Origin of the sequence: Erysipelatoclostridium sp. AM42-17, assembly GCF_003480255.1 — a bacterium.
Lineage (GTDB): Bacteria > Bacillota_I > Bacilli_A > Erysipelotrichales > Coprobacillaceae > Faecalibacillus.
In genome coordinates, this window is sequence record NZ_QUIN01000010.1 from 34589 (window position 1) to 56742 (window position 22154).

The following is a 22154-nucleotide window of genomic DNA, read 5'->3' on the forward strand; positions in this document are numbered from 1 at the left end:
TAAAGGAGATTATTATGATAAAAGCTATATTTTTTGATATCGATGGAACGTTGATATCATCCTCACGTCCTTATATAAGTGAAGCAGTCATATCAGGGTTAAATGAATTAAAAAATAAAGGGATAAAACTTTTTATTGCTTCAGGTAGACATTCTTTAGAATTAGAAGAATTAAAATTAAATAAACAATTTGAATTTGATGGTTATTTGTTATTGAATGGTGGTTATTGTACAGTTGGTGACAAAGTTATTTATGAAAATAAAATTAACCAAGATGATATTTGTTTGATGTATGAAAAGATTAAAGAAAAGGGTTATCCGACTTTATTTATTGAAAAAGATAAAATGTATATTAATCGTGTGGATCAAAGAGTGCGTGATGCTCAAGCTTCCATTTCTACTATGATTCCACCTATTAGCCAAGAGGTCAATGTTAATCAAATATATCAAGTTGACCCTTTTGTAAATCAACAAGAATTACAAGATATTGTAGATGGAACAAAGCATATTAAAGTTACAAAGTGGCATGACTATGCCTATGATATTGTTCCTATAGATGGAGGTAAAGGTGCTGCTATCGAGGCTATTATGCATTATTATGGCTTTAAAAAAGAAGAATTGATGGCTTTTGGTGATGGTCATAATGATATTGAGATGATGGAAAAAGTGGGTTACCCTGTGGTGATGGAAAATGGTGATAAAATACTCAAACAGTTAGCGACATATATCTGCAAAGATAGTGATCATGATGGTATTATTGATGGATTACGACATTTTGAATTAGTATCAAAATAGTAAGAAGTTACCTGAGGTTGTCAAATGTAATGAAGTTGTGTAAAATAGATAAGAGGTGGTTTGATGAAAACGATAGGGCACATTCTTGTTTGTGTAGTTCTTGTTTTTTCATTATTTGCGTGTGGAAAAAAAGTTGAGAAGGTTTCTGTGGATAAAGAAGGAAATGAATATAAAGTGGATGATGATGTTTCTTTTTATTATCCTAAAGAGTTTAAATTAGAGATGAATACGACAAACGATGAACAAGACCCAAGCACATTGCGTTTCATTCATCAAGAACAAGTTTTTTATTATACAGTTGAAAGAAGTAATTATGATAATGAACCTCAAGATATGAAAGAATTGTATTATGGTGAATTAGAACAAATGAATGCCTCATCTATTAAAGTAAAACAACCGGTTTTAGATAGTGGATTATCTTGTTATGAATTTAGTGGACAGTTTAAAGATACAGGAATTAAATTTACAAATTTAGTCTATTTTGAAAATCAGACAACTTATATATATGGTTATCAGGCAAAAACTGATGTATATAATAAAGAAATAAAGAAGATGCTTATCTTCTTAGAATCATTTTATAAATCTTCAGGTAAATTGAATGATTGAAAAATATCATAAATATGTTAGAATGTTACATATTATAAATTATAAATAAGAATAGTAAGTCAAGGGAATTTGATAGAGAGAACTTGGTGGTGGAAAGAGTTTAAAGGAAATTGACTGAATGCACTTATTTGAGTCTTTTGCAAAGAAAGAACGTTGATTGCGTTAAGATCATTTAAAAGCATCCTCTATTTGGTGGATAAACACATTTTGTGTCCAAATAGTGCATGCTTTTTTTAATAGGAGGAGCTATGAAATTATTTAATACACTAACAAACAAAAAAGAAGAATTTAAACCAATTAAAGAAGGGAAGGTCAGTATTTATGTATGTGGACCTACTGTTTATAATTATGTCCACATTGGTAATACAAGACCTATGATTGTATTTGATTTATTAAGAAGAACGTTTGAATACATGGGTTATAAAGTTACTTTTGTTTCTAACTTTACTGATGTTGATGATAAAATCATCAAAGCAGCTAAACAAGAAGGAATTACAGAAAAAGAATTAACAGATAAATATATTAAGGCCTATGAAGATATTCGTAGAGGATTAAATTTAGAGTTTCCAACTTATGCACCAAGAGTAACAGAAACAATGAGTCAAATTATTGATTTTATTAAACGTTTGATAGATTTAGATTATGCATATGTTGTTGATGGAGATGTTTATTTTAGAGTTTCTAAGGATAAAGACTATGGAGAATTATCAGGTATTAGAATTGAAGATTTAGTTGCTGGTGCGAGTGAAAGAGTTGAAGACAAAGGGGTAAAAGAAGAATCAACAGATTTTGCTTTATGGAAGAAAACAGACGAAGGTATTCAATTTGATAGCCCTTGGTCAAAAGGAAGACCAGGATGGCATACGGAATGTGTTGTGATGATTAATGATATTTTTGAAAATGGGGAAATTGATATTCATGGTGGCGGACAAGATTTAAAATTCCCTCATCATGAAAATGAAATTGCCCAATCACGTGCATGTAATGGACATCCTATTGCGCATACTTGGATGCATAATCAAATGATTAATATTAATAATGAAAAAATGTCTAAATCATTAGGAAATGTCATTTGGGCTAAAGATTTATTGGCGCAACTTGGATGTAATGTTTATAAATGGTTTATGCTTTCTTCTCATTATCGTAATCCATTAAATATGACTGATGAAATTGTTAATAATGTAAAAAAAGAAGTAGCTAAAGTTGAAAATGTTATTAAATCTGCATCATTGTATTTACAAGTTGAAGGTGTTAATGATGATATTTATGATAAAGAAAAAGTAGATCATATGGTAGAAGCGTTACAAGATGATTTAAATACTTCATTAGCGCTTACAGCTATCTTAAGTCAAGTTAAAGTTTTAAATCAATTAATGAGAACTAAAGATAAAGATAGTCAACTTATTTCTAAAGAATACCAGACTTTATTAAAAATGACATCCGTTATGGGATTTGTATTTGAACCAAAAAAATTAGATGAAGCTGATTTGAATTTATATAAAGAATGGTTAAATGCAAAAGCAGTGAAAGATTTTGAAAAAGCAGATGCCTATCGAGGACAATTAATTGAAAAGGGGATTATTTAATGAATCCAGACTTTGTTAATCCGATGGTTCTTGCTTATTTAGGAGATAGTATTATTGAATTAATGACTAGAGAATATTTGATTAGAGAGAGTGGTTTAGCTAAGCCTCATGAACTCTATCAAGCTGCTAGAAACTATGTGAGTAGTCAAGGACATGCAGGATTTATCTTTTATTGTTTAGAAAATAATTTACTAAGTGAACAAGAAATCAAAATTTATAAACGAGGGCGTAACGCTAAAAATAATAAAAATGAGACGAATGAACATCGTCATTCTACAGGCTTAGAAGCATTGTTTGGACATCTTTATTTAAATGATCAAAAAGATAGAATGAATGAGTTATTTGATTTGATGAAAGATTACGTTCATCATGAGATAAACATGAAACAAATTCGAGATGAAAGCGAGGAGAAAATATGAAACAATATATATATGGAAAAAATACAGTGATGGAAGCATTAAAGGGTTCTAATGTATATACTGTTTATATGCAAAATAACAATAAAGATAAAAAGGTAATAGATTTTTGTCGTAAAAGAAAGATTCCTCTTGAATTTGTAGATAAGACTTATTTTGATAAACATATAGGTAAAGTTGTTCACCAAGGGATTATGGCTAGTGTAGAAAGCTATCGTTACTATACGATTGATGAAATTTTAGATGCTATTCCAGAAGGAAAGATGCCATTATTATTGATGCTTGATGGACTAGAAGATCCTCATAATTTAGGAGCTATATTAAGAACATGTGATGCTGTTGGTGTTGATGGAGTCATTATTGGAAAAAATAGAAGTGTGAGTTTAAATGGAACAGTAGCTAAGGTATCAACAGGTGCCATCGATCATGTTAAGGTAGCTCAAGTAACAAATTTAACAAGAACATTAGAAGATTTAAAAACAAAATCATTCTGGGTTGTTGGTTGTGATTTGCATAATAGTCAAGATTATCGACAAATTGATTATAATATGCCAACTGTCATTGTTATTGGTTCTGAAGGAGCAGGTATATCTCGCTTAGTGAAAAAAAGTTGTGATATGGATGTTATTCTACCAATGGTAGGACATGTAACTTCGCTTAATGCTTCAGTAGCCACAGCGGTTATTTTGTATCAAGTATATAATTCACGTAATCCTTTATAATCTTAAAGGAGGAATTATATTGGGTGAGTATAACGAGGAAGAAATGTTGTACTTAAGCCGTCTAGGAAGTCAAAGTGCAAATGACTTATTCCATGATGAGTATTATAAGAAGATTAAATATTTAATTCAATTTACTTATTATTATTCATCTAATCAGTCCGAATGGATTCAAGAAGTAATGATGTCTTTAGATAAGGCGTGTTTAAATTTTAGAGATGATCGCCAAACATTAATGAAAACTTATTTTCAAATGATTATTAAAGATTCGGTAAAATCTTTATATTACTATGATAGAAAAGAGCGTTGTGTTTTATCGAGAACGTTATCTTTAAATCAAAGTTATCATGATAGTGATTGTTGCTTTGGAGAAGTTGTGGGTGATCAAAGTGATTACTATCAGCCAGCAAGACAACTTTTATTAAAAGATCAAATGACACAATACAATCGAACTATTGATCCAAGGTTGTCGCAGTTAGAAAAAGAAGTTTACCAATATCTCATGGTTGGTTATAATCATCAAGATATTTCTCTTTTATTAGACATTAATGTAAGAGCTTCTTATAATGCATGTTATCGTTTAAGAAGAAAAATAAAGAGAATACAAAGATAAAGAGTTTATCTTTGTATTTTTCGTTTTGAATTAGAATTGACTATCTCATTCTTTTGTGCTAGATTATAGTGGTATAGAAATGAGTTGATATAATGAAACAAAAAGTGATTTTGGTTTGTAGTGAATGTTTATCACGCAACTACACTGTATCAAAAAATAAACGTGTAAATGTAGAAAGATTAGAATTAAATAAGTATTGTAAAAGATGTGGAAAGCACACATTACATAAAGAAACGAAATAGGAGGATATCATGTTTAAAAAAACAGATTCTAAAGAAATGGAAATCCATGAGACATCTGATTTTAAATTAAAAGATTGGTGTCAATTAAAAGGAATTAGAGCTGAAATTAAAAATGTGAGTTGGTTAAGCAAGAAAGAACTTGCGAAAAACTCAGCAGTCGTTTTATTATTTACGTTTGTAATGGGGTTATTCTTCTTTGGTGGAGATGCCGTTATTGCATTTATTTTAAAAGCATTGGGGATGAATTAAGATGGCAGGAATGAATGATGAAGGAAGACAATGGTATGTAGTTAATACATATTCAGGTCATGAAAATAAAGTAAAAGAAAACTTAGAAAAACGTGTTGAATCAATGGGATTACAAGATTGTTTATTTAATATTGTTATTCCTGAACATGTTGAAACAATTATTAAAGATGGTAAAAAAATTAATAAAACAACAAATATGTTTCCAGGTTATGTCTTAGTTGAAATGATTATGACAGATGAAGCATGGTATGTTGTACGTAATACATCTGGGGTTACTGGATTTATTGGTTCATCTGGTGGTGGAGCAAAACCATTCCCACTTCAAAAACATGAATTAGATCCTATTTTAAAGAAAATGGGAATTAATACTCAATCTGTTGAAATTGATTATGGTGTTGGCGATGAAGTTAATGTTATTTCAGGATCATTTGCTGGTAAAAGCGGACGTGTTGAATCAATTGATATGGAAAAAGAAACAGCTAAAATACTTATTGATTTCTTAGGTAATTTAACACCTATGGAAATTGATTTAGTTCAATTAGAAAAAGCAGAATTATAATAAGACAAATGTTTTACATTTGTCTTTTATCTTTAGGAGGATATATGAGTAAATTATTGTTCTTTGATATAGATGGGACACTCATTGATTGTAATCAAGGGATTTATGGGATATCAAAAGTCAATCAACAGTCTTTAGATACTTTAAAACAAAATGGGCATGATGTTTTCTTGGCAACAGGACGTTGTAAATGTTTTATTACTGATGAAGTAATGAGTTATCCTTTTAGTGGCTATGTTACTTGTAATGGAGGATATGTAGAATATCAAAATAAGCCAGTATATAAAGCCGTTGTACCTAGTGAAGCGATTAAAGAAACGATGAAGTTATGTGATGAATATGATATGAATTTTTATTTTGAAGCTAATGATTATATTTATATTCGTGATCGTGAAAATATTCATCATCAAGAGTTTGCCCAAAGATGGGGTATGAAAGATGAAACTTTAGTTGATGAGTTTAATCCGGATGAAGTTGAAACCTATATTGGAATGATTGTAGTCAATAGTAAAGATGATATTCCTGTCATGGTTGAAAGATTATCACCTTACTTTGATGTGCAAAGACATCAAAATGATTTTTCATTTGATTTAACATTAAAAGGGGTTTCTAAAGCAGTAGGTATTCAAGAACTTGTAAAAAGAATTAATCGTGATATGCAAGATACAATTGCTTTTGGTGATGGACGTAATGATATTGAAATGTTAGAAACTGTTAATTGTGGTGTGGCTATGGGTAATGCTGTTGAAGAAGCTAAAGCAGTTGCTGATGAAATTTGTGGACGTATTGAACAAAATGGTATTACATCTTGGTTAAAAGAAAAAGAATTAATCTAGTTATATTCTAGATTAATTCTTTTTGTTATAATGATAATAAAGTAAATGATATAGGAGGGTATTATGATTTATACAATTACCTTTAATCCATCATTGGATTATATTATGAGAGTTAAAGAATTTGAAGAAGGGGAAACAAATCGTTCTTATCAAGAAGAAATGTATCCTGGAGGAAAGGGATTTAATGTATCTACAATTTTAAGTCGTTTATCTTTGCCCACAACAGCTTTAGGATTTATTGCAGGATTTACAGGTAAAGAGATAGAAAGTCAATTAAAGCAAAGAGGTTTTCAATGTGATTTATGTCAGTTAGATCAAGGTATATCAAGAATTAATGTTAAAATGAAATCACAAAAAGAAACAGAAATTAATGGTAGTGGTCCTGCAATACCACAAGATAAATTAGCAGAATTATATCAAAAATTAGCTCAATTAAAACCAGGCGATAGCCTTGTTTTAGCAGGAAGTATTCCTTCATCTTTACCAAATACTATTTACGAAGATATTATGAAAAAATTTGAAGGACAAGATATTCGTATTGTAGTAGATGCGACGAATGATTTATTAAAAAAGGTATTACCTTACCATCCATTTTTAATCAAACCTAATCATCGTGAATTAGAAGAATTATTTGATACGCAAATTGATAGTGAAGAATCATTAGTTTATTATGCTAAACAATTACAACAACAAGGTGCTATGAATGTTTTAGTTTCCTTAGGAAAAGATGGCGCTTTATTAGTGAGTGAAGATCAACATGTTTATTACTGTGCTGGGGCTAAAGGAAAACTCCTTAATAGTGTAGGTAGTGGTGATAGTATGGTAGCTGGTTTCTTGGCTGGATATTTAAAACATCATGATTATAGTGAAGCTTTAAAATTAGGAAGTGCTTGTGGAGGCGCAACAGCTTTTAGTGAAGATTTAGCACAAGCTGATTTAATTAACGAAGTTTACCAACAATTACAAGTAAAAAAACATAGCTAAGCTATGTTTTCAAGATGAACTCCTTCTAATTGAAGGAGTTTTATTTTTTTGTCAATGCCACCAGCATATCCAGTTAGGCTGCCGTTAGAACCAATAACACGATGACAAGGAATAATAATAGAAATAGGATTATGACCTACGGCTTGACCAACAGGTTGACCACCTAACTTTTTTCCTGTTTTTTGATTAATCATATCAGCAATCATTCCATATGTTAAGGTGGTACCATAAGGAATATGACAAAGAATGTGCCAAACTTCTTTTTGAAAGGGTGTTCCTATAGGGTCTAGAGGAAGTTCTTTTATAGAAGGTTTTTCTTGATTGAAATAACGATCTAACCAATTTATAGTTTGGTTTAAAATGGAATTGGGCATATCTTTGATTTCGCTATTATTTATTTTTGCTTGTTCATATTTTTGATTTTTAAACCACGCCCCTTTTAAGGATGCTTCATCACTGATCAGGATCATTGTTCCTAAAGGAGATGGATATAAAGTACGATATAACATGATTTCACCTTCTTGTATATATTCATTATAGATGGCTAAGAATATGAATGTAAAGGAGAATACAATGGACGATACAATAAAATTACTTAGGGAATGTGATGCTGGCTTAAAGATGGCTCAAGACTCTATAGATGAAGTTTTAGATGTAATTGAAGATGAAAAATTAAAGCATGAATTAATTGATGCAAAAAATGAACATTTTCAATTAAAAAGAAGAGTACAAAATTTACTCAATCAAAATCATGATGATGGTAAAGAACCACCTATGATGGCAAAAGGAATGTCTTGGTTAAAAATGAATATGAAAATAGCAATGCATGAATCAGATCAAACGATTGCGGAATTGATCAGTGATGGATGTCATATGGGAATTAAGTCTTTATATCGCTATTTAAACCAATATCAACAAGCAAGTCATGAAGTCAAAGAAATAACGAAACAAATTATTCATCTTGAAGAAAAAATGATGAAACAACTTAATCAATATTTATAGTTACTAAAAAGTGCCTACTTTTTTGTTTTTATAAATTCTTTTATAATGAATATGAGGTAAAAATAATGGAACAAGAAATGAAATTATTTTGTGAAAAATCATATCAAAAAGAATGTATAAAAATTAATGAAAGAATTTATTACTTTAAATCTTATGGACATAGTAATGCCACGGCTATTATAGGGGATACATCGGTTATCTTAATTGATACTTTAGATACGAATGAATATGCCCAAGATCTATTAAATGATTTAAAGAAAATAACAGATAAACCTGTAAAAACATTAATTTATACTCATGGTCATCCTGATCATCGAGGTGGAGCAGGTACTTTTAAAAATACAGTAACTGAGATTATTGCATTTACGCCAATAAAACAACCACTCAAGTATTATGATCGATTAAATGATATTTTAAATAAAAGAGGAAGTTATCAACATGGTTACAATCTTAATGATGAGGAGGCTATCTTTCAAGGAATAGGTATTCGTGAAGGAAAAACTACGGGTCATGGCTGTTATGAATTTATGCAACCAACAACAATATATCAAGAAAATAAAGTAGAAAGAGTTATTGATGGTGTTGCCTTAGCGATGTATCGTGCCCCAGGTGAAACAGATGATCAAATATGTATTTGGCTAAAAGATGATCAGGTCATTTGTACGGGAGATAATTATTATGGTGTTTTTCCAGCTTTATATGCAATTAGAGGAACTCAATATCGTAATCTAGCAACATGGATTGAATCTTTAGAATTAATTCTTTCTTTTCCATCAAAAGCACTTTTGCCTGGACATACCGATCCTATTATCGGTCATGATTTGATTGAAAAAAGAGTGGGCGATGAAAAAGAAGCAATTGAATATATTTTATTTCACACATTACAATGTATGAATCAGGGATTAACTTTACAAGAAACAGTAACAGAAGTGAAGTTGCCTGATAAACTTTCTCATTCACCCTACTTACAAGAATATTATGGAATGGTAGAATGGGCTGTAAAGAGTGTTTATGTTGGTTATGTAGGGTGGTTTGATGGCAATCCTGTTCACTTATTACCAGTTAAGCAATCGGATTATGATCATGAACTTTTGACTTTGATTGGTAAAGAAAAACTAAATCAGCGGATTAAAGAATTAATGACTTTAAAAAACTATCAAATGGCTTTACAGTTATTAGAGTTGGTTGATGAACCGGAATTAAAAAAAGAATGTTTACTTCAACGTGCTCGACAAGTTAAAAGTGTTAATGCAAGACATTATCTTATTTCTTGTGCAAAAGAAATAAATAAGGATTAAGCTCATGCATGATATTTATAACCCTTGGCATGGGTGTAAAAAGATCAGTGAGGGTTGCCAAAATTGTTATATGTATTATTTAGATCAAAAGCGTAACCAAGATGGTCATTATATTTATAAAACACAAAATTTTAATTATTTAATAGCTAGAGATAAAAATGGTGATTATAAAATTAAAAGTGGTGAGGTAATAAGAGTTTGTATGACATCTGATTTCTTTTTAGAGGAAGCAGATCAATGGCGAAAAGAAGTATGGCAGATGATAAGTCAAAGAAGAGATGTTATCTTTTATATTTTAACTAAGCGTCCTGAACGCATAAAAGAGTGCTTGCCGGATGATTGGGATGAAGGATATGATCATGTCATTTTAAATGTAACATGTGAAAATCAAAGACAAGCTGATATCAGAATTCCAATTTTACTTGATATTCCTGCTAAACATAAAGGAATCATGTGTGCACCGTTAATAGGGGCTATTGATGTAACAAAATATTTAAAGCAAGGACAAATTGAACAAATTTTCGTAGGTGGTGAAAACTATGGTGGTTGTCGTCCTTGTCATCATGAATGGGTAGAATCTTTGTTTTATCAAGCAAAAAAACAAGATATTAAGTTTTGTTTTATTGAAACAGGAACTTATTATATTAAAGATAATAAAAGATATCATATTCCATCTAAAAAACAACAAGCTTCTTTGGCTTTTAAGTCTAAGATGCAACATATTGGTAAACCAACAGTCTATCATTTAATTCAAGAAAATACTTTATTTGAACAAGAAACTTATCAACCCCATTACCGTCAACATTGTTTAAATTGTGGATCAAGACTGATTTGTGATGGATGCAGTGATTGTGGACGTTGTCAAGAATCAATTATTTTAAAAGAACAAATGGATCAAGTCGATCACTTCTCTTTTCTTTATTCTATTAAATGGAAATAATGATTGCATTTTCTAGATGAAGTTGTTAGAATGAGGTTGTATTAAAGGGGAGTAGTCGCGCATCAAGCGTATTTACATTCGTCATCTCGTTACATTGTAACCGGGTGTAAATCATCACAGAGTGATAGACAAGACCTTTATTTCATTTTTTTATAATGAAATAAAGTCTTGTCTTTTTTAGTAAGGAGGAAAGTTATGATTGGTGGAATGTTAGTACAAGTCGTGTTATTAATTGTTGGTTTTATATTGTTGATGAAAGGGGCAGATGTATTTGTAGAAGGAGCCAGTAAAGTTGCTTTGAAATTTCATATTCCCCAAATAGTTATTGGTCTTACGATTGTGGCATTTGGAACAAGTGCTCCTGAAGCTGCTATTTCTATTACATCAGCCATTAAAGGAAGTAGTGATTTAGCTGTAGGTAATGTAATTGGTAGTAACATTATGAATGTTTTATTGATTTTAGGTATTACAGGATGTATTACTTCGCTTAGGGTTAAAAAGAATACATATAAGTATGAAATACCTTTTGTAATTGTAATTACAGGATTATTGATTGTATTAGGAATGAATGGTAATAGTATTGATTTTGCTGATGGACTTATTTTATGGGCATGCTTTCTATTATTCTTATTCTATTTATATCGTTTAACAAAAAAAGGTGAAGAGACATCTTTAGATGAAGTAGAAGAATTAACGGAGAAAGATACAGCATTACGTTTGATTTTAATGCTTATTTTAGGAATGGCAGCGATTGTTATTGGAAGTCAAGTTACAATTGATGCAGCAACCAATATAGCAAAAGCATTAGGTATTTCACAAAGAATTATTGGTCTTACAATTGTCGCCTTTGGAACATCTTTACCAGAATTGATTACTTCAGTTACTGCCGGATTAAAGGGAAAAGATGATTTAAGTGTGGGTAATATTGTAGGAAGTAATATTTTTAATATTTTATTTGTATTAGGAACAACGGCTTTAGTTTCACCTACTCCAATTACTTTTAAAAGTTCTTTTATCATTGATGGTTTAGTTGCGATTGCAGCGATGGTTTTATTCTTTGTTTTTATCAATAAAAACTATCGTTTAAGAAAGATAGGAGCGATTGTGATGTTGGTAGGATATATGGCTTATTTCATTAGTATTTTATAGTTTTAAAACACTTTTCTTCGTAGTAAAATAAAGAACGAAGGAAGGTGTTTTTTTAATGTTACTTTTAGCTCATCGAGGATATAGTGATCAATATCCAGAAAATACAATGAAGGCTTTTTTAGAAGCAATAAAAAAGGGATTTAATGGCATTGAAACCGATGTTCATAAAACTAAAGATGGTCAACTTGTTTTATGCCATGATGAAAAAATCAATCGTACCAGTAATGGTCAAGGATATATTAAAGACTATACTTATGAAGAATTATGTCAATTTAGATTTAATTATAAATTTAAAGATTTTGATGAAAAAATTCCTTTATTAGAAGAACTCTTAGATTTAGCTAAGGGGAAAGATGTGATTTTAAATATTGAATTGAAAACCGATAAAATTCATTATCAAGGTATAGAGGAAGAAGTCTATCAAATGGTTAAAGATAAAGGAATGTTAAAACAAGTGATGTTTTCAAGCTTTTATTTACCCTCTTTGCTTAAATTAAAAGAAATAGATGAATCATTATATTTAGGTTATTTGTTTGAAGATGATTATCAAAAGAATAAGCAACTCTGTTTTCAATATCATCTAAACGGTCATCCTCGTGAAGATTTCTTAAATGAAGATGAAATTGCTGAATTTAAAATGCACAATTTAGATCTTAATACATGGACAGTGAAGAACCGTTTTCGTTTTGAATATTTCCTAGAACATCTGCTTCACGCTGCGATTGCTAATCGCTTTTTTCAAAGTGTTGATATTTTGTAAAAATAAAGTAAAAAAAAGGACTAAATTAAAAATTTCACAAACATGAATAATGGCGCAAGGGTTAGCGCTTTCATCACCGAATTTTAAGACGGTCTTAACGAAAAAAACTTACAAATATGCTTGTTTTTTTTAATGGTTTAAGGTAATATAAATCCGGAAACAAATTAAATATTTCACAAATATATGGAGGAAACAAAATGGCAGAAAAAAAACCTGTACAACAAGCTGCGCCAACTGAAGCAGAAACAGATGCTCATGTTGACGATCTTGTAAATAAAGCCTTGGTTGCTTTATCTAAATTTGAAGAATTCACTCAAGAACAAGTTGACTACATCGTAGCAAAATGTTCAGTAGCTGGATTAGATCACCATGGTATTTTAGCTGAAGCTGCAGTTAAAGAAACTGGACGTGGTGTATTTGAAGACAAAGCTGTTAAAAACTTATTCGCTTGTGAATATGTAACTAACAACTTACGTCATTTAAAAACTGTTGGTATCATCAATGAAGATCCTTTAACAGGAATTACTGAAATTGCTGAACCAGTAGGTGTTGTTTGTGGTATCGTTCCAACAACTAACCCAACTTCAACAGTTATTTTCAAATCTTTAATCGCATTAAAGACTAGAAACCCAATTATCTTCTCATTCCATCCAAGTGCACATGAATGTTCTAAACAAGCTGCTATCGTAATTAGAGATGCTGCTGTTGCTGCTGGTGCACCTGAAAACTGTATCCAATGGTTAGATATTAAATCAATGTATGCAACAAGTGCATTAATGAAACATCCAGGTGTTGCTACTATCTTAGCTACTGGTGGTAACGCAATGGTTAACGCTGCATACTCATGTGGAAAACCTGCATTAGGTGTAGGTGCTGGTAACGTTCCAGCTTATGTTGAAAAAACTTGTGTTTTAAACAGAGCTGTTAACGATATCGTATTATCAAAATCATTCGATAATGGTATGATCTGTGCTTCAGAACAAGCTGCTATCGTTGATCATGAAATCTATAATGACTTCATGAAAGAAATCAAAAGATTCCATGTTTATTTTGTAAATAAAGAAGAAAAAGCTAAACTTGAAAAATTCATGTTTGGTGCAGAAGCATACAGTGATCAAGTAAACACTGCTAAATTAAATCCAAACGTTGTTGGTAAACCTGCAACTTGGATTGCAGAACAAGCTGGAATCAATGTTCCTGCTGAAACACAAATCATTTGTGCTGAATGTAAAGAAGTTGGACCTAATGAACCATTAACTAGAGAAAAATTATCTCCAGTATTAGCTATCTTAAAAGCTTCATCAACTGATGATGGTATTGAAAAAGCTGCTCAAATGGTAGAATTCAACGGTTTAGGTCACTCTGCTGCAATTCATACTCAAGATCATGAATTAACTAAAAGATTTGGACATAGATGTAAAGCTATCCGTATTATCGAAAATGCACCATCAACATTCGGTGGAATCGGTTCAGTTTATAACGCATTCTTACCTTCATTAACTTTAGGTTGCGGTTCTTACGGACACAACTCAGTATCAAACAACGTAAGTGCTGTAAACTTAATCAATATTAAGAGAATAGGGAGACGTAATAACAATATGCAATGGGTTAAACTTCCTCCAAAAATCTACTTTGAAAGAAATTCAATTAGATATTTAAGAGATATGAAAAAAATGGAAAAAGCCATGATTATTACAGACAGAGGTATGTATAGTCTTGGTTATGTTGAAAAGATTGAAGACGTTATCAGAAGAAGACGTAACAAAGTTGATATCGAATTATTCTTCGATGTTGAACCAGATCCATCTTTCGACACAGTTCAAGCTGGTTTAGCTTTAATGAACAAATTCCAACCAGATACAATCATCGCTTTAGGTGGTGGATCTTCAATGGATGCTGCTAAAGTAATGTGGTTATTATACGAACATCCAGAAGTATGTTTCGATGATATTAAACAAAAATTCATGGATATTAGAAAACGTGCATTCAAATTCCCTGAATTAGGTAAAAAAGCAAAAATGATCTGTATTCCAACTACTTCAGGAACAGGTTCAGAAGTTACTCCATTCGCAGTAATTACTGATACTTCATGCAATAAAAAATATCCATTAACTGACTACGCTTTAACTCCAACAGTTGCAATCGTAGACCCAGAATTCGTTATGTCATTACCTGCTTCAGTTGCTGCTGATACTGGTATCGACGTATTAACTCATGCTGTTGAAGCTTATGTTTCATTATTAGCTTCTGATTATACTGATGGATGGGCTAAACAAGCTGTTAAATTAGTATTTGATTACTTAGAAGAATCAGTTACTAAAGGAACTCCATTAGCTAGAGAAAAAATGCACAATGCTGCATGTATCGCAGGTATGGCATTCGCTAACGCATTCTTAGGAATGAACCACTCATTAGCTCATAAGATCGGTGGAGAATGGCATGTACCTCATGGTAGAACAAACGGTATCTTATTACCACACGTAATTAGATATAACGGAACTATCCCAACTAAATTAGCTATCTGGCCAAAAATCGATAACTATAAAGCAGATGTTAAATTCATGGAATTAGCTCAATTAATCGGATTAAATCCAAAAACTCCTGCTGAAGGTGTTGAAATGTTCGCTGATGCTTGTGAAGAATTATGTCATAAAGTTCATTTAGCTTCTAACATTCAATCACAAGGTATTGATAAAGCTGCTTGGGAAGAATCAATTCACAGAATTGCTATGAATGCATATGAAGATCAATGTACTCCTGCAAACCCAAGAATGCCAATGGTTAAAGATATGGAAGATATCTTACGCAAAATCTATGATTATAAAAACAAATTTGATAAATAATCATTGTTTATAATGAAAAGTCGGCAATGCCGACTTTTTCTTTTCTCTTTTAAAAGGAAATGGCATAATATAGGAAAGGAGGCATCATCATGGAAAGACGTTTATATAAAGGACTGATTGACGTGTTATTAGGACTGGCATTGATATCATTAGGATTATTAGCGATGATTAAACAAACTCTTTTTTTAAAATGGCTATTTATTTTTCTGGGGATTGTTTTAATTGAAAATGGGATTCATTTAATAAATAAAATGTTTGATAAAGGATTAAACAAGATTGAAATAATGCAATGTATTTTATTTATCCTAATTGGGATGATCTTTATTTTTATTCAAGCATTACCAATGATGATCGTTTCAATTGCTTTTTCATTCTATTTTATTATTTTGGGAATTATATATTTTATTTCTTATTTAAATTATCGTCGTAATCGTGTTAAAAGAAGGTTATTTATTTGTTTGTTGGCAATATTTTTTATTTATGGTGGGATAGTGTTAATTGATAAGCAGTATTTTGATGCCCAATTAGCGATGTTTTTAATTGGAGGATATGCATTTCTTTTAGGCGTTAATTATTTGTTAGATGGGATTTTTACAGTTATTCCGACATCAAAAAAAGACAGTTTAAAAAGACGTATTCGGATCCCTTTACCTATATTTCTTGCTGCTATTGTACCAATGCAAATGTTAAAGTTAGTCAATGATCATTTAATTGTTGATCAAGTTAAGAAATATGAAGATTCAAAAAAAATCAATATGGAAATCTTCATACATGTGACGCCTGATGGTTTTGGTACAATGGGTCATGTTGATTTATGCTTTGAAGGAACAGTTTATTCTTATGGTAATTATGATTTTCTTTCACAAAGATTATTTGAAGCGATAGGGGATGGTGTTTTATTTACAGTTAATAAAAAAGAGGATTATTTAAAGTTTTGTATGGAAGAAAGTCATAAGACAATATTCGGTTATGGACTTTGTTTAACTGAAAAGCAATTACAAAATGTTAAAAGTAAAATAAATGATTTAATGAATAATACTTATCAATGGTATCCTTTATCCTACAAAGATCCAAATAAAAAAGAAGATTACGCCAGTAGGTTGTATTTGAAAACAGGAGCGCAGTTTTACAAATTCAAATCGGGCAAGTTTAAAACTTATTTTGTGATGGGAACAAATTGTGTGTTGCTTGCTGATGAGATTATTGGTAAAACCGGGAGTGATGTGATTGATATGAATGGAATTATTGCACCTGGAACTTACCAAGATTATTTGGAAAAGGAATATCAAAAAGAAAGTGGTCTTGTTGTTAATAAAAAAATTTATAAGTTAACATAAGTTCATATATAATTCATATAAATTGAGTATTATAAACATGTCAGATAAAGACAATATAATATTGAGTATAGATACCCCTCTCCCAAAAAATTAGTCTATACTCGAAAAAAATGAAAGCTAAAAAAGCTTTCTTTTTTTTACAAATAAGGGTTGCATAGACATGCTAATTATGATAATATACTAGAGGTTCATAAAGAGTTCACAAATGTACTTTATTATGAACAATGTCGTTTAAGACAAGATAATATAATAATAAAAGCATAGATCACCCCCTCTTCCCCAAGAAATGATCTATGCATGAAAGAGAGTATTCCCCGTACTCTCTTTTGTTTTAAAAAAATTCTCAAAATAATATATTCTTATTGCAATTATAAAATAAAATTGATAGAATAAGAAAGGGCAAATAGATGTCTTCCGTAGGAAGGCGTTTTTTATTTTATAGATATAAAGGAGAGAGAACATGGCAAAGTATATTTTTGTTACTGGTGGTGTTGTTTCGGGCCTTGGTAAAGGATTAACAGCAGCATCTTTAGGTCGTATTTTAAAACAACGTGGATTAAAAGTATTTATGCAAAAGTTAGATCCTTATATTAATGTTGATCCGGGAACAATGTCTCCTTATCAACATGGTGAAGTTTTTGTTACCAGTGATGGTGCAGAAACTGATTTGGATTTAGGACACTATGAACGTTTTATTGATGAACAATTAAACAGAAATTCTTCCATTACTACAGGAAGAATTTACAGTAATGTTATTTCTAAAGAAAGACATGGTGATTATTTAGGAGCTACTGTACAGGTTGTACCTCATATCACTAATGAAATTAAAGCTAAAATTTATGCAGCAGCTTCAAGTAGTAATGCTGATATTATTATTACTGAAATTGGCGGAACAACTGGGGATATTGAAAGTTTACCTTTTATTGAAGCTATTAGACAAGTACGCTTAGATTTAGGATATGAAAATACATTATATATTCATACAACATTACTTCCTTATATTGGAGCAAGTCATGAAGTTAAAACAAAACCTACACAACATAGTGTTAAAGAATTAAGAGGTTTAGGTATCCAACCGGATTTTATTGTTTGTCGTAGTCAAAAACATATTGGTAAAGATTTAAAAGATAAAATTTCATTATTCTGTAATGTACCAACACAACATGTTATTTCTAACTATGATGTAGAAAACTTATATGAATTACCTACAATGTTATTAGAACAACATATGGATGATTTAGTTTTAAAACATTTACAAATTGAAGCACCACAAGCTGATATGAAAGAATGGAATGAACTTATTCATCGTGTTAAGAACTTAAATCAAGAAATTACAATTGCTTTAGTTGGTAAATATGTCCAATTACCAGATGCTTATTTATCAGTAAATGAAGCTTTAAGACATGCAGGATATTATGAAAATAGTGTCGTTAATATTGATTTTATTAATTCAGAAGAATTAAATAAAGATAATGTAGCAGAAAGATTAAAAGATGCTGATGGTATTATTGTTCCTGGTGGATTTGGAACACGTGGTATCCCAGGTATGATTGACGCTATAGAATATGCAAGAGTGAATAAAGTACCATTATTAGGAATTTGTTTAGGAATGCAGCTTATTTCTTTAGAATATGCAAGAAATGTATGTGGTATTAAAGATGCAGATTCATTAGAATTTAATGAAATTGCTGAAAATCCAGTTATTAATTTAATGTCTGATCAATCATTAGAAGATATGGGTGGTACACAAAGATTAGGTGATTATGATTGTAAGTTAATTGCAGGTACAAAAGCTTATCAATTATATGGTAAAGAAATGATTAAAGAAAGACATCGTCATCGTTATGAATTTAATAACGAATATCGTGATGTTTTAGAAAATCATGGTTTAAAAGTAGCTGGTGTTAATCCAGAAAGAAACCTAGTTGAAATCGTTGAAATTGAAGATCATCCTTTCTATGTTGGATGTCAATTCCATCCTGAATTCACATCAAGACCAAATCGTAGTCAACCATTATTCCAAGGATTAATTAGTGCAGCACATAAACGTAAATATCAAGGATAGATAGATTTCTATCCTTTTTTTTGTATAAAAAAAGGAATCAAAATTGATTCCTTGTTACCCTTATTTTTTAGGTAATTTAAATGAACTTTTTAATGATACGATACGATTGAATACAAGATGATCTTCAGTTGTATCTTTTGTATCAATACAGAAGTAACCGTTTCTTACAAATTGGAATGAATCACCAGGTTTGTATTTTTCAATAGCTGGTTCAACATAACAGTCTTCAATAACAGTTAATGAATTAGGATTTAAATTAAGAGATCCATCTTCATTATAAACACCTTTTTCCTCGTCAACTAAGTTTTCATATAAACGAGCTGTGACTTTCTTGCAATGATGAACAGGAACCCAATGAATTGTTCCTTTTACTTTTCTACCTGTAAATCCAGTACCATTTTTAGTTTCTGGATCATAAGTACAATGAACAACAGTGACTTTACCATTTTCATCTTTTTCATAACTTACACATTTAACAAAATAAGCATTCATTAAACGTACTTCATTACCTGGGAATAATCTAAAGTATTTCTTTGGTGGTTCTTCCATGAAATCTTCTCTTTCAATCCAAAGTTCTCTTTCAAAAGGAACTTTTTCATATCCTAAGTCAGGGTTTTCCATGTTAACCATTGCATCTAAATATTCAACTTCTCCTTCAGGATAATTATCAATCACTAATTTAATAGGATCTAAAACAGCCATCACACGAGGTGCTTTAGGTTTTAAGTCATTACGAATACAATATTCTAACATAGCATAATCATTTGAAGAATTACTTTTAGTTACACCAATTAATTCCATAAAATCTTTGATTGATTCTGGTGTAAATCCTCTTCTTCTAAGAGCGGCAATAGTGACTAATCTTGGATCATCCCAACCATCAACAATACCTTCATCAACTAAACGCTTAATATAACGTTTACCAGTAATGACATTTGTTAAATATAATTTAGCAAACTCAATTTGTTTAGGTGGATGTTCATAACCCACTTCTTGAACAACCCAATCATATAAAGGACGATGATCTTCAAATTCAAGTGTACAAATAGAATGGGTAATGCCTTCAATTGCATCTTCGATAGGATGAGCAAAATCATACATTGGATAAATACACCATTTATCACCAGTATTATGATGTGTCATTCTCGCAACACGATAAATAATTGGATCACGCATATTAATATTTGAAGAAGCCATATCGATTTTAGCTCTTAATACTTTAGAACCATCTTCAAATTCACCGTTTTTCATTCTTTCAAATAAATCTAAGTTTTCTTCAACTGAACGATTACGATATGGTGAATCTTTACCAGGCTCAGTTAATGTTCCACGATATTCCTTAATTTGTTCAGGACTTAAATCACAAACATAAGCTTTTCCTTTTTTAATCAAAAGGACTGCTGCTTCATACATTTGATCAAAATAATTAGAAGCAAATTTGATATCACCATCATATTGAGCTCCTAACCATTCTACGTCTGATACAATACTTTCTACAAATTCCGTTTTTTCTTTCATTGGGTTTGTATCATCAAAACGTAAATTAAAAGTACCATTATATTTTTTGGCTAGACCATAATTTAATAAGATTGATTTAGCATGCCCTATATGTAAATAACCATTAGGTTCAGGTGGAAAACGAGTGGCAATTTTTGTATATTTCCCTTGGGCTAAATCTTCATCTATAATTTTTTCAATAAAATTTTTACTTACTACATTTTCTTTATCCATAGGTTATACCTCTTTCAATTATATATGAATTAGTTTACCATATTTTCTATTATTATAAAACAACCAACTCTTCAATAATTTAATTATTTATGCTAGAATGTTTGCGGAAGGTGATAACATGTTTAGAATAGGTCAATCTATAGATATTCATCAATTAGTAGAGGGTCGAGATTTAATTATTGGCGGTGTTAAAATTGACCATGATAAAGGTTTATTAGGTCATAGTGATGCTGATGTATTATTGCATGCGATTATTGAAAGTATTATCGGTGCATTAGGTTTAGGAGATATTGGAAAACATTTTCCTGACACTGATCCTCAATATAAAGGAATATCATCTATGGTTTTATTAGAGCATTGTTATCAGTTAATGGATCAAGAGGGATATGAAATTAATAATCTTGATAGCATTATTATGTGTGAACAACCTAAAATGGCACCACATATTAAACAAATGAGAGAAAATGTTGCAAGTCAGTTACATTGCGATATATCACAAATTAACATTAAAGCAACGCGTGGAGAAAAGTTAGGATTTGTTGGTAGACAAGAAGGAATGGTTGCCCAGGCAGTTGTTTTATTAAAGAAAAAAGGAGTATAGAAATGGCAAAAGTAAGAACAAGATTTGCACCTAGTCCAACAGGATATATGCATATCGGTAACTTAAGAACAGCGTTATATGAATATTTAATCGCTAAACATGATGATGGAGATTTTATTTTAAGAATTGAAGATACGGATCAAGAAAGAGAAGTTGAAGGTGCTGTTGATATGATCTATAAAGTGATGGATCAAACAGGATTAGGTTATGATGAAGGACCTAATAAGCCAGGAGACGTAGGACCTTATGTTCAATCAGAAAGATTAGCGATTTATAAAGAATATGCTGATAAATTAGTTGAACTTGGTGGGGCTCATTATTGTTTTTGTGATGAAGAAACAATTAATGCAGCTAAAGAAGAATCTCATAATGAAGAACAAGGATACATTGACCCTTGTAAAAATATTTCTTTAGAAGAAGCTAAAAAAAGAATTGCTAGTGGTGAAAAATATGTTGTCAGACAAACAATTCCAAGCACTGGTGTAACTTCTTTTGAAGATGAAGTATATGGACATATTGAAGTAGAAAATGCCGGACTTGCTGAAGGTGTTTTATTAAAAAGTGATGGTTATCCTACATATAACTTTGCTAATATCGTAGATGATCATTTAATGAATATTACCCATGTAGTAAGAGGAAATGAATATTTATCATCAACACCTAAATACAATTTAATTTATCAAGCATTTGGGTGGGATGTACCAACCTATATTCATTGTCCACCAGTTATGAAAGATGAACAACATAAATTATCTAAACGTAATGGTGATGCTAGTTATCAAGATTTAATTAATAAAGGATTCTTAAATGAAGCAATTTTAAAT

23 protein-coding genes are annotated in these 22154 nt (G+C 30.7%); 21 read left to right on the plus strand and 2 right to left on the minus strand.

Translation table 11 applies throughout. The annotated features are described in order from the left end of the window. Window positions 1-14: 14 nt before the first annotated feature. From DW911_RS05390 to pfkB, 11 genes are all read left to right on the plus strand, one after another. On the plus strand, window positions 15-794 hold the full coding sequence (locus DW911_RS05390; RefSeq protein WP_118432544.1) for a Cof-type HAD-IIB family hydrolase: 780 nt from the start codon (window positions 15-17) through the stop codon (window positions 792-794). Between the two features lie 63 nt (window positions 795-857). Next, the gene (locus DW911_RS05395) at window positions 858-1400 is read left to right on the plus strand and encodes a hypothetical protein (RefSeq protein ID WP_118432542.1); all 543 of its coding nucleotides are present in this window, start codon (window positions 858-860) and stop codon (window positions 1398-1400) included. Window positions 1401-1648: 248 nt separating this feature from the next. After that, the gene (gene cysS, locus DW911_RS05400) at window positions 1649-2986 is read left to right on the plus strand and encodes a cysteine--tRNA ligase (protein WP_118607551.1); all 1338 of its coding nucleotides are present in this window, start codon (window positions 1649-1651) and stop codon (window positions 2984-2986) included. After that, on the plus strand, window positions 2986-3405 hold the full coding sequence (locus tag DW911_RS05405) for a ribonuclease III domain-containing protein (RefSeq protein WP_118432538.1): 420 nt from the start codon (window positions 2986-2988) through the stop codon (window positions 3403-3405). Before cysS ends, DW911_RS05405 begins: the two co-directional genes overlap by 1 nt. Then, window positions 3402-4124, plus strand: coding sequence for a 23S rRNA (guanosine(2251)-2'-O)-methyltransferase RlmB (rlmB, locus tag DW911_RS05410; RefSeq protein ID WP_118607552.1), 723 nt, complete (start codon window positions 3402-3404; stop codon window positions 4122-4124). The genes DW911_RS05405 and rlmB overlap by 4 nt, the downstream gene beginning before the upstream one ends. 19 nt (window positions 4125-4143) lie before the next feature. Continuing rightward, window positions 4144-4734, plus strand: a complete 591-nt coding sequence (locus DW911_RS05415; RefSeq protein WP_118432534.1) for a hypothetical protein — start codon at window positions 4144-4146, stop codon at window positions 4732-4734. A gap of 92 nt (window positions 4735-4826) precedes the next feature. Continuing rightward, on the plus strand, window positions 4827-4976 hold the full coding sequence (gene rpmG, locus DW911_RS05420) for a 50S ribosomal protein L33 (protein WP_118432532.1): 150 nt from the start codon (window positions 4827-4829) through the stop codon (window positions 4974-4976). A 9-nt stretch (window positions 4977-4985) separates the two neighbouring features. Next, a complete protein-coding gene (gene secE, locus DW911_RS05425) occupies window positions 4986-5225 on the plus strand; it encodes a preprotein translocase subunit SecE (RefSeq protein ID WP_233541842.1) in 240 nt (79 codons plus the stop codon). A gap of 1 nt (window position 5226) precedes the next feature. Beyond that, window positions 5227-5784: a transcription termination/antitermination protein NusG gene (gene nusG / locus DW911_RS05430; RefSeq protein WP_118432530.1), complete on the plus strand. Its 558-nt coding sequence runs from the start codon at window positions 5227-5229 to the stop codon at window positions 5782-5784. 44 nt (window positions 5785-5828) lie between these two features. Continuing rightward, complete coding sequence (locus DW911_RS05435) at window positions 5829-6620, plus strand: Cof-type HAD-IIB family hydrolase (protein WP_118432528.1); 792 nt, start codon at window positions 5829-5831, stop codon at window positions 6618-6620. 63 nt (window positions 6621-6683) lie between these two features. After that, window positions 6684-7604: a 1-phosphofructokinase gene (gene pfkB, locus DW911_RS05440; RefSeq protein ID WP_118432526.1), complete on the plus strand. Its 921-nt coding sequence runs from the start codon at window positions 6684-6686 to the stop codon at window positions 7602-7604. On the opposite strand, the gene DW911_RS05445 is transcribed toward pfkB, so the two are convergent. Next, window positions 7601-8113, minus strand: a complete 513-nt coding sequence (locus DW911_RS05445) for a methylated-DNA--[protein]-cysteine S-methyltransferase (RefSeq protein ID WP_118432524.1) — start codon at window positions 8111-8113, stop codon at window positions 7601-7603. The two genes, pfkB and DW911_RS05445, sit on opposite strands and share 4 nt — an antisense overlap. Window positions 8114-8177: 64 nt before the next feature. On the opposite strand from DW911_RS05445, the gene DW911_RS05450 reads away from it, so the two are divergent. The 8 genes from DW911_RS05450 (at window position 8178) to DW911_RS05485 (ending at window position 18998) form a co-directional block, all read left to right on the plus strand. Continuing rightward, a complete protein-coding gene (locus DW911_RS05450; protein ID WP_118432522.1) occupies window positions 8178-8606 on the plus strand; it encodes a hypothetical protein in 429 nt (142 codons plus the stop codon). A gap of 65 nt (window positions 8607-8671) precedes the next feature. Then, entirely contained in the window at window positions 8672-9904 is a 1233-nt protein-coding gene (locus DW911_RS05455; protein ID WP_118607553.1) for an alkyl sulfatase dimerization domain-containing protein, read from the plus strand. A 4-nt stretch (window positions 9905-9908) separates the two neighbouring features. Further along, complete coding sequence (locus DW911_RS05460) at window positions 9909-10844, plus strand: DUF5131 family protein (protein WP_118432518.1); 936 nt, start codon at window positions 9909-9911, stop codon at window positions 10842-10844. Window positions 10845-11039: 195 nt separating this feature from the next. After that, the gene (locus DW911_RS05465) at window positions 11040-11993 is read left to right on the plus strand and encodes a calcium/sodium antiporter (RefSeq protein ID WP_233541841.1); all 954 of its coding nucleotides are present in this window, start codon (window positions 11040-11042) and stop codon (window positions 11991-11993) included. A gap of 55 nt (window positions 11994-12048) precedes the next feature. After that, on the plus strand, window positions 12049-12753 hold the full coding sequence (locus DW911_RS05470; protein ID WP_118432516.1) for a glycerophosphodiester phosphodiesterase: 705 nt from the start codon (window positions 12049-12051) through the stop codon (window positions 12751-12753). A gap of 197 nt (window positions 12754-12950) precedes the next feature. After that, window positions 12951-15596 (plus strand): bifunctional acetaldehyde-CoA/alcohol dehydrogenase, encoded by a 2646-nt coding sequence (gene adhE / locus DW911_RS05475; RefSeq protein WP_118432514.1) that lies wholly within the window; start codon window positions 12951-12953, stop codon window positions 15594-15596. An 89-nt stretch (window positions 15597-15685) separates the two neighbouring features. Next, a complete protein-coding gene (locus DW911_RS05480) occupies window positions 15686-16933 on the plus strand; it encodes an HdeD family acid-resistance protein (protein ID WP_118432512.1) in 1248 nt (415 codons plus the stop codon). 460 nt (window positions 16934-17393) lie between these two features. Further along, entirely contained in the window at window positions 17394-18998 is a 1605-nt protein-coding gene (locus DW911_RS05485; RefSeq protein ID WP_118432510.1) for a CTP synthase, read from the plus strand. A 60-nt stretch (window positions 18999-19058) separates the two neighbouring features. On the opposite strand, the gene DW911_RS05490 is transcribed toward DW911_RS05485, so the two are convergent. Then, window positions 19059-20729, minus strand: a complete 1671-nt coding sequence (locus DW911_RS05490; protein WP_118432508.1) for a glutamine--tRNA ligase/YqeY domain fusion protein — start codon at window positions 20727-20729, stop codon at window positions 19059-19061. A gap of 118 nt (window positions 20730-20847) precedes the next feature. On the opposite strand from DW911_RS05490, the gene ispF reads away from it, so the two are divergent. Together ispF and gltX are read left to right on the plus strand one after the other, a co-directional pair. Continuing rightward, window positions 20848-21330 carry a 2-C-methyl-D-erythritol 2,4-cyclodiphosphate synthase gene (gene ispF / locus DW911_RS05495; RefSeq protein ID WP_118432506.1) on the plus strand — a complete coding sequence of 161 codons (483 nt, stop codon included), beginning with the start codon at window positions 20848-20850 and terminating at the stop codon, window positions 21328-21330. Window positions 21331-21332: 2 nt separating this feature from the next. Beyond that, on the plus strand, window positions 21333-22154 hold an 822-nt coding region (gene gltX, locus DW911_RS11120), incomplete at its 3' end, for a glutamate--tRNA ligase (RefSeq protein WP_233543013.1).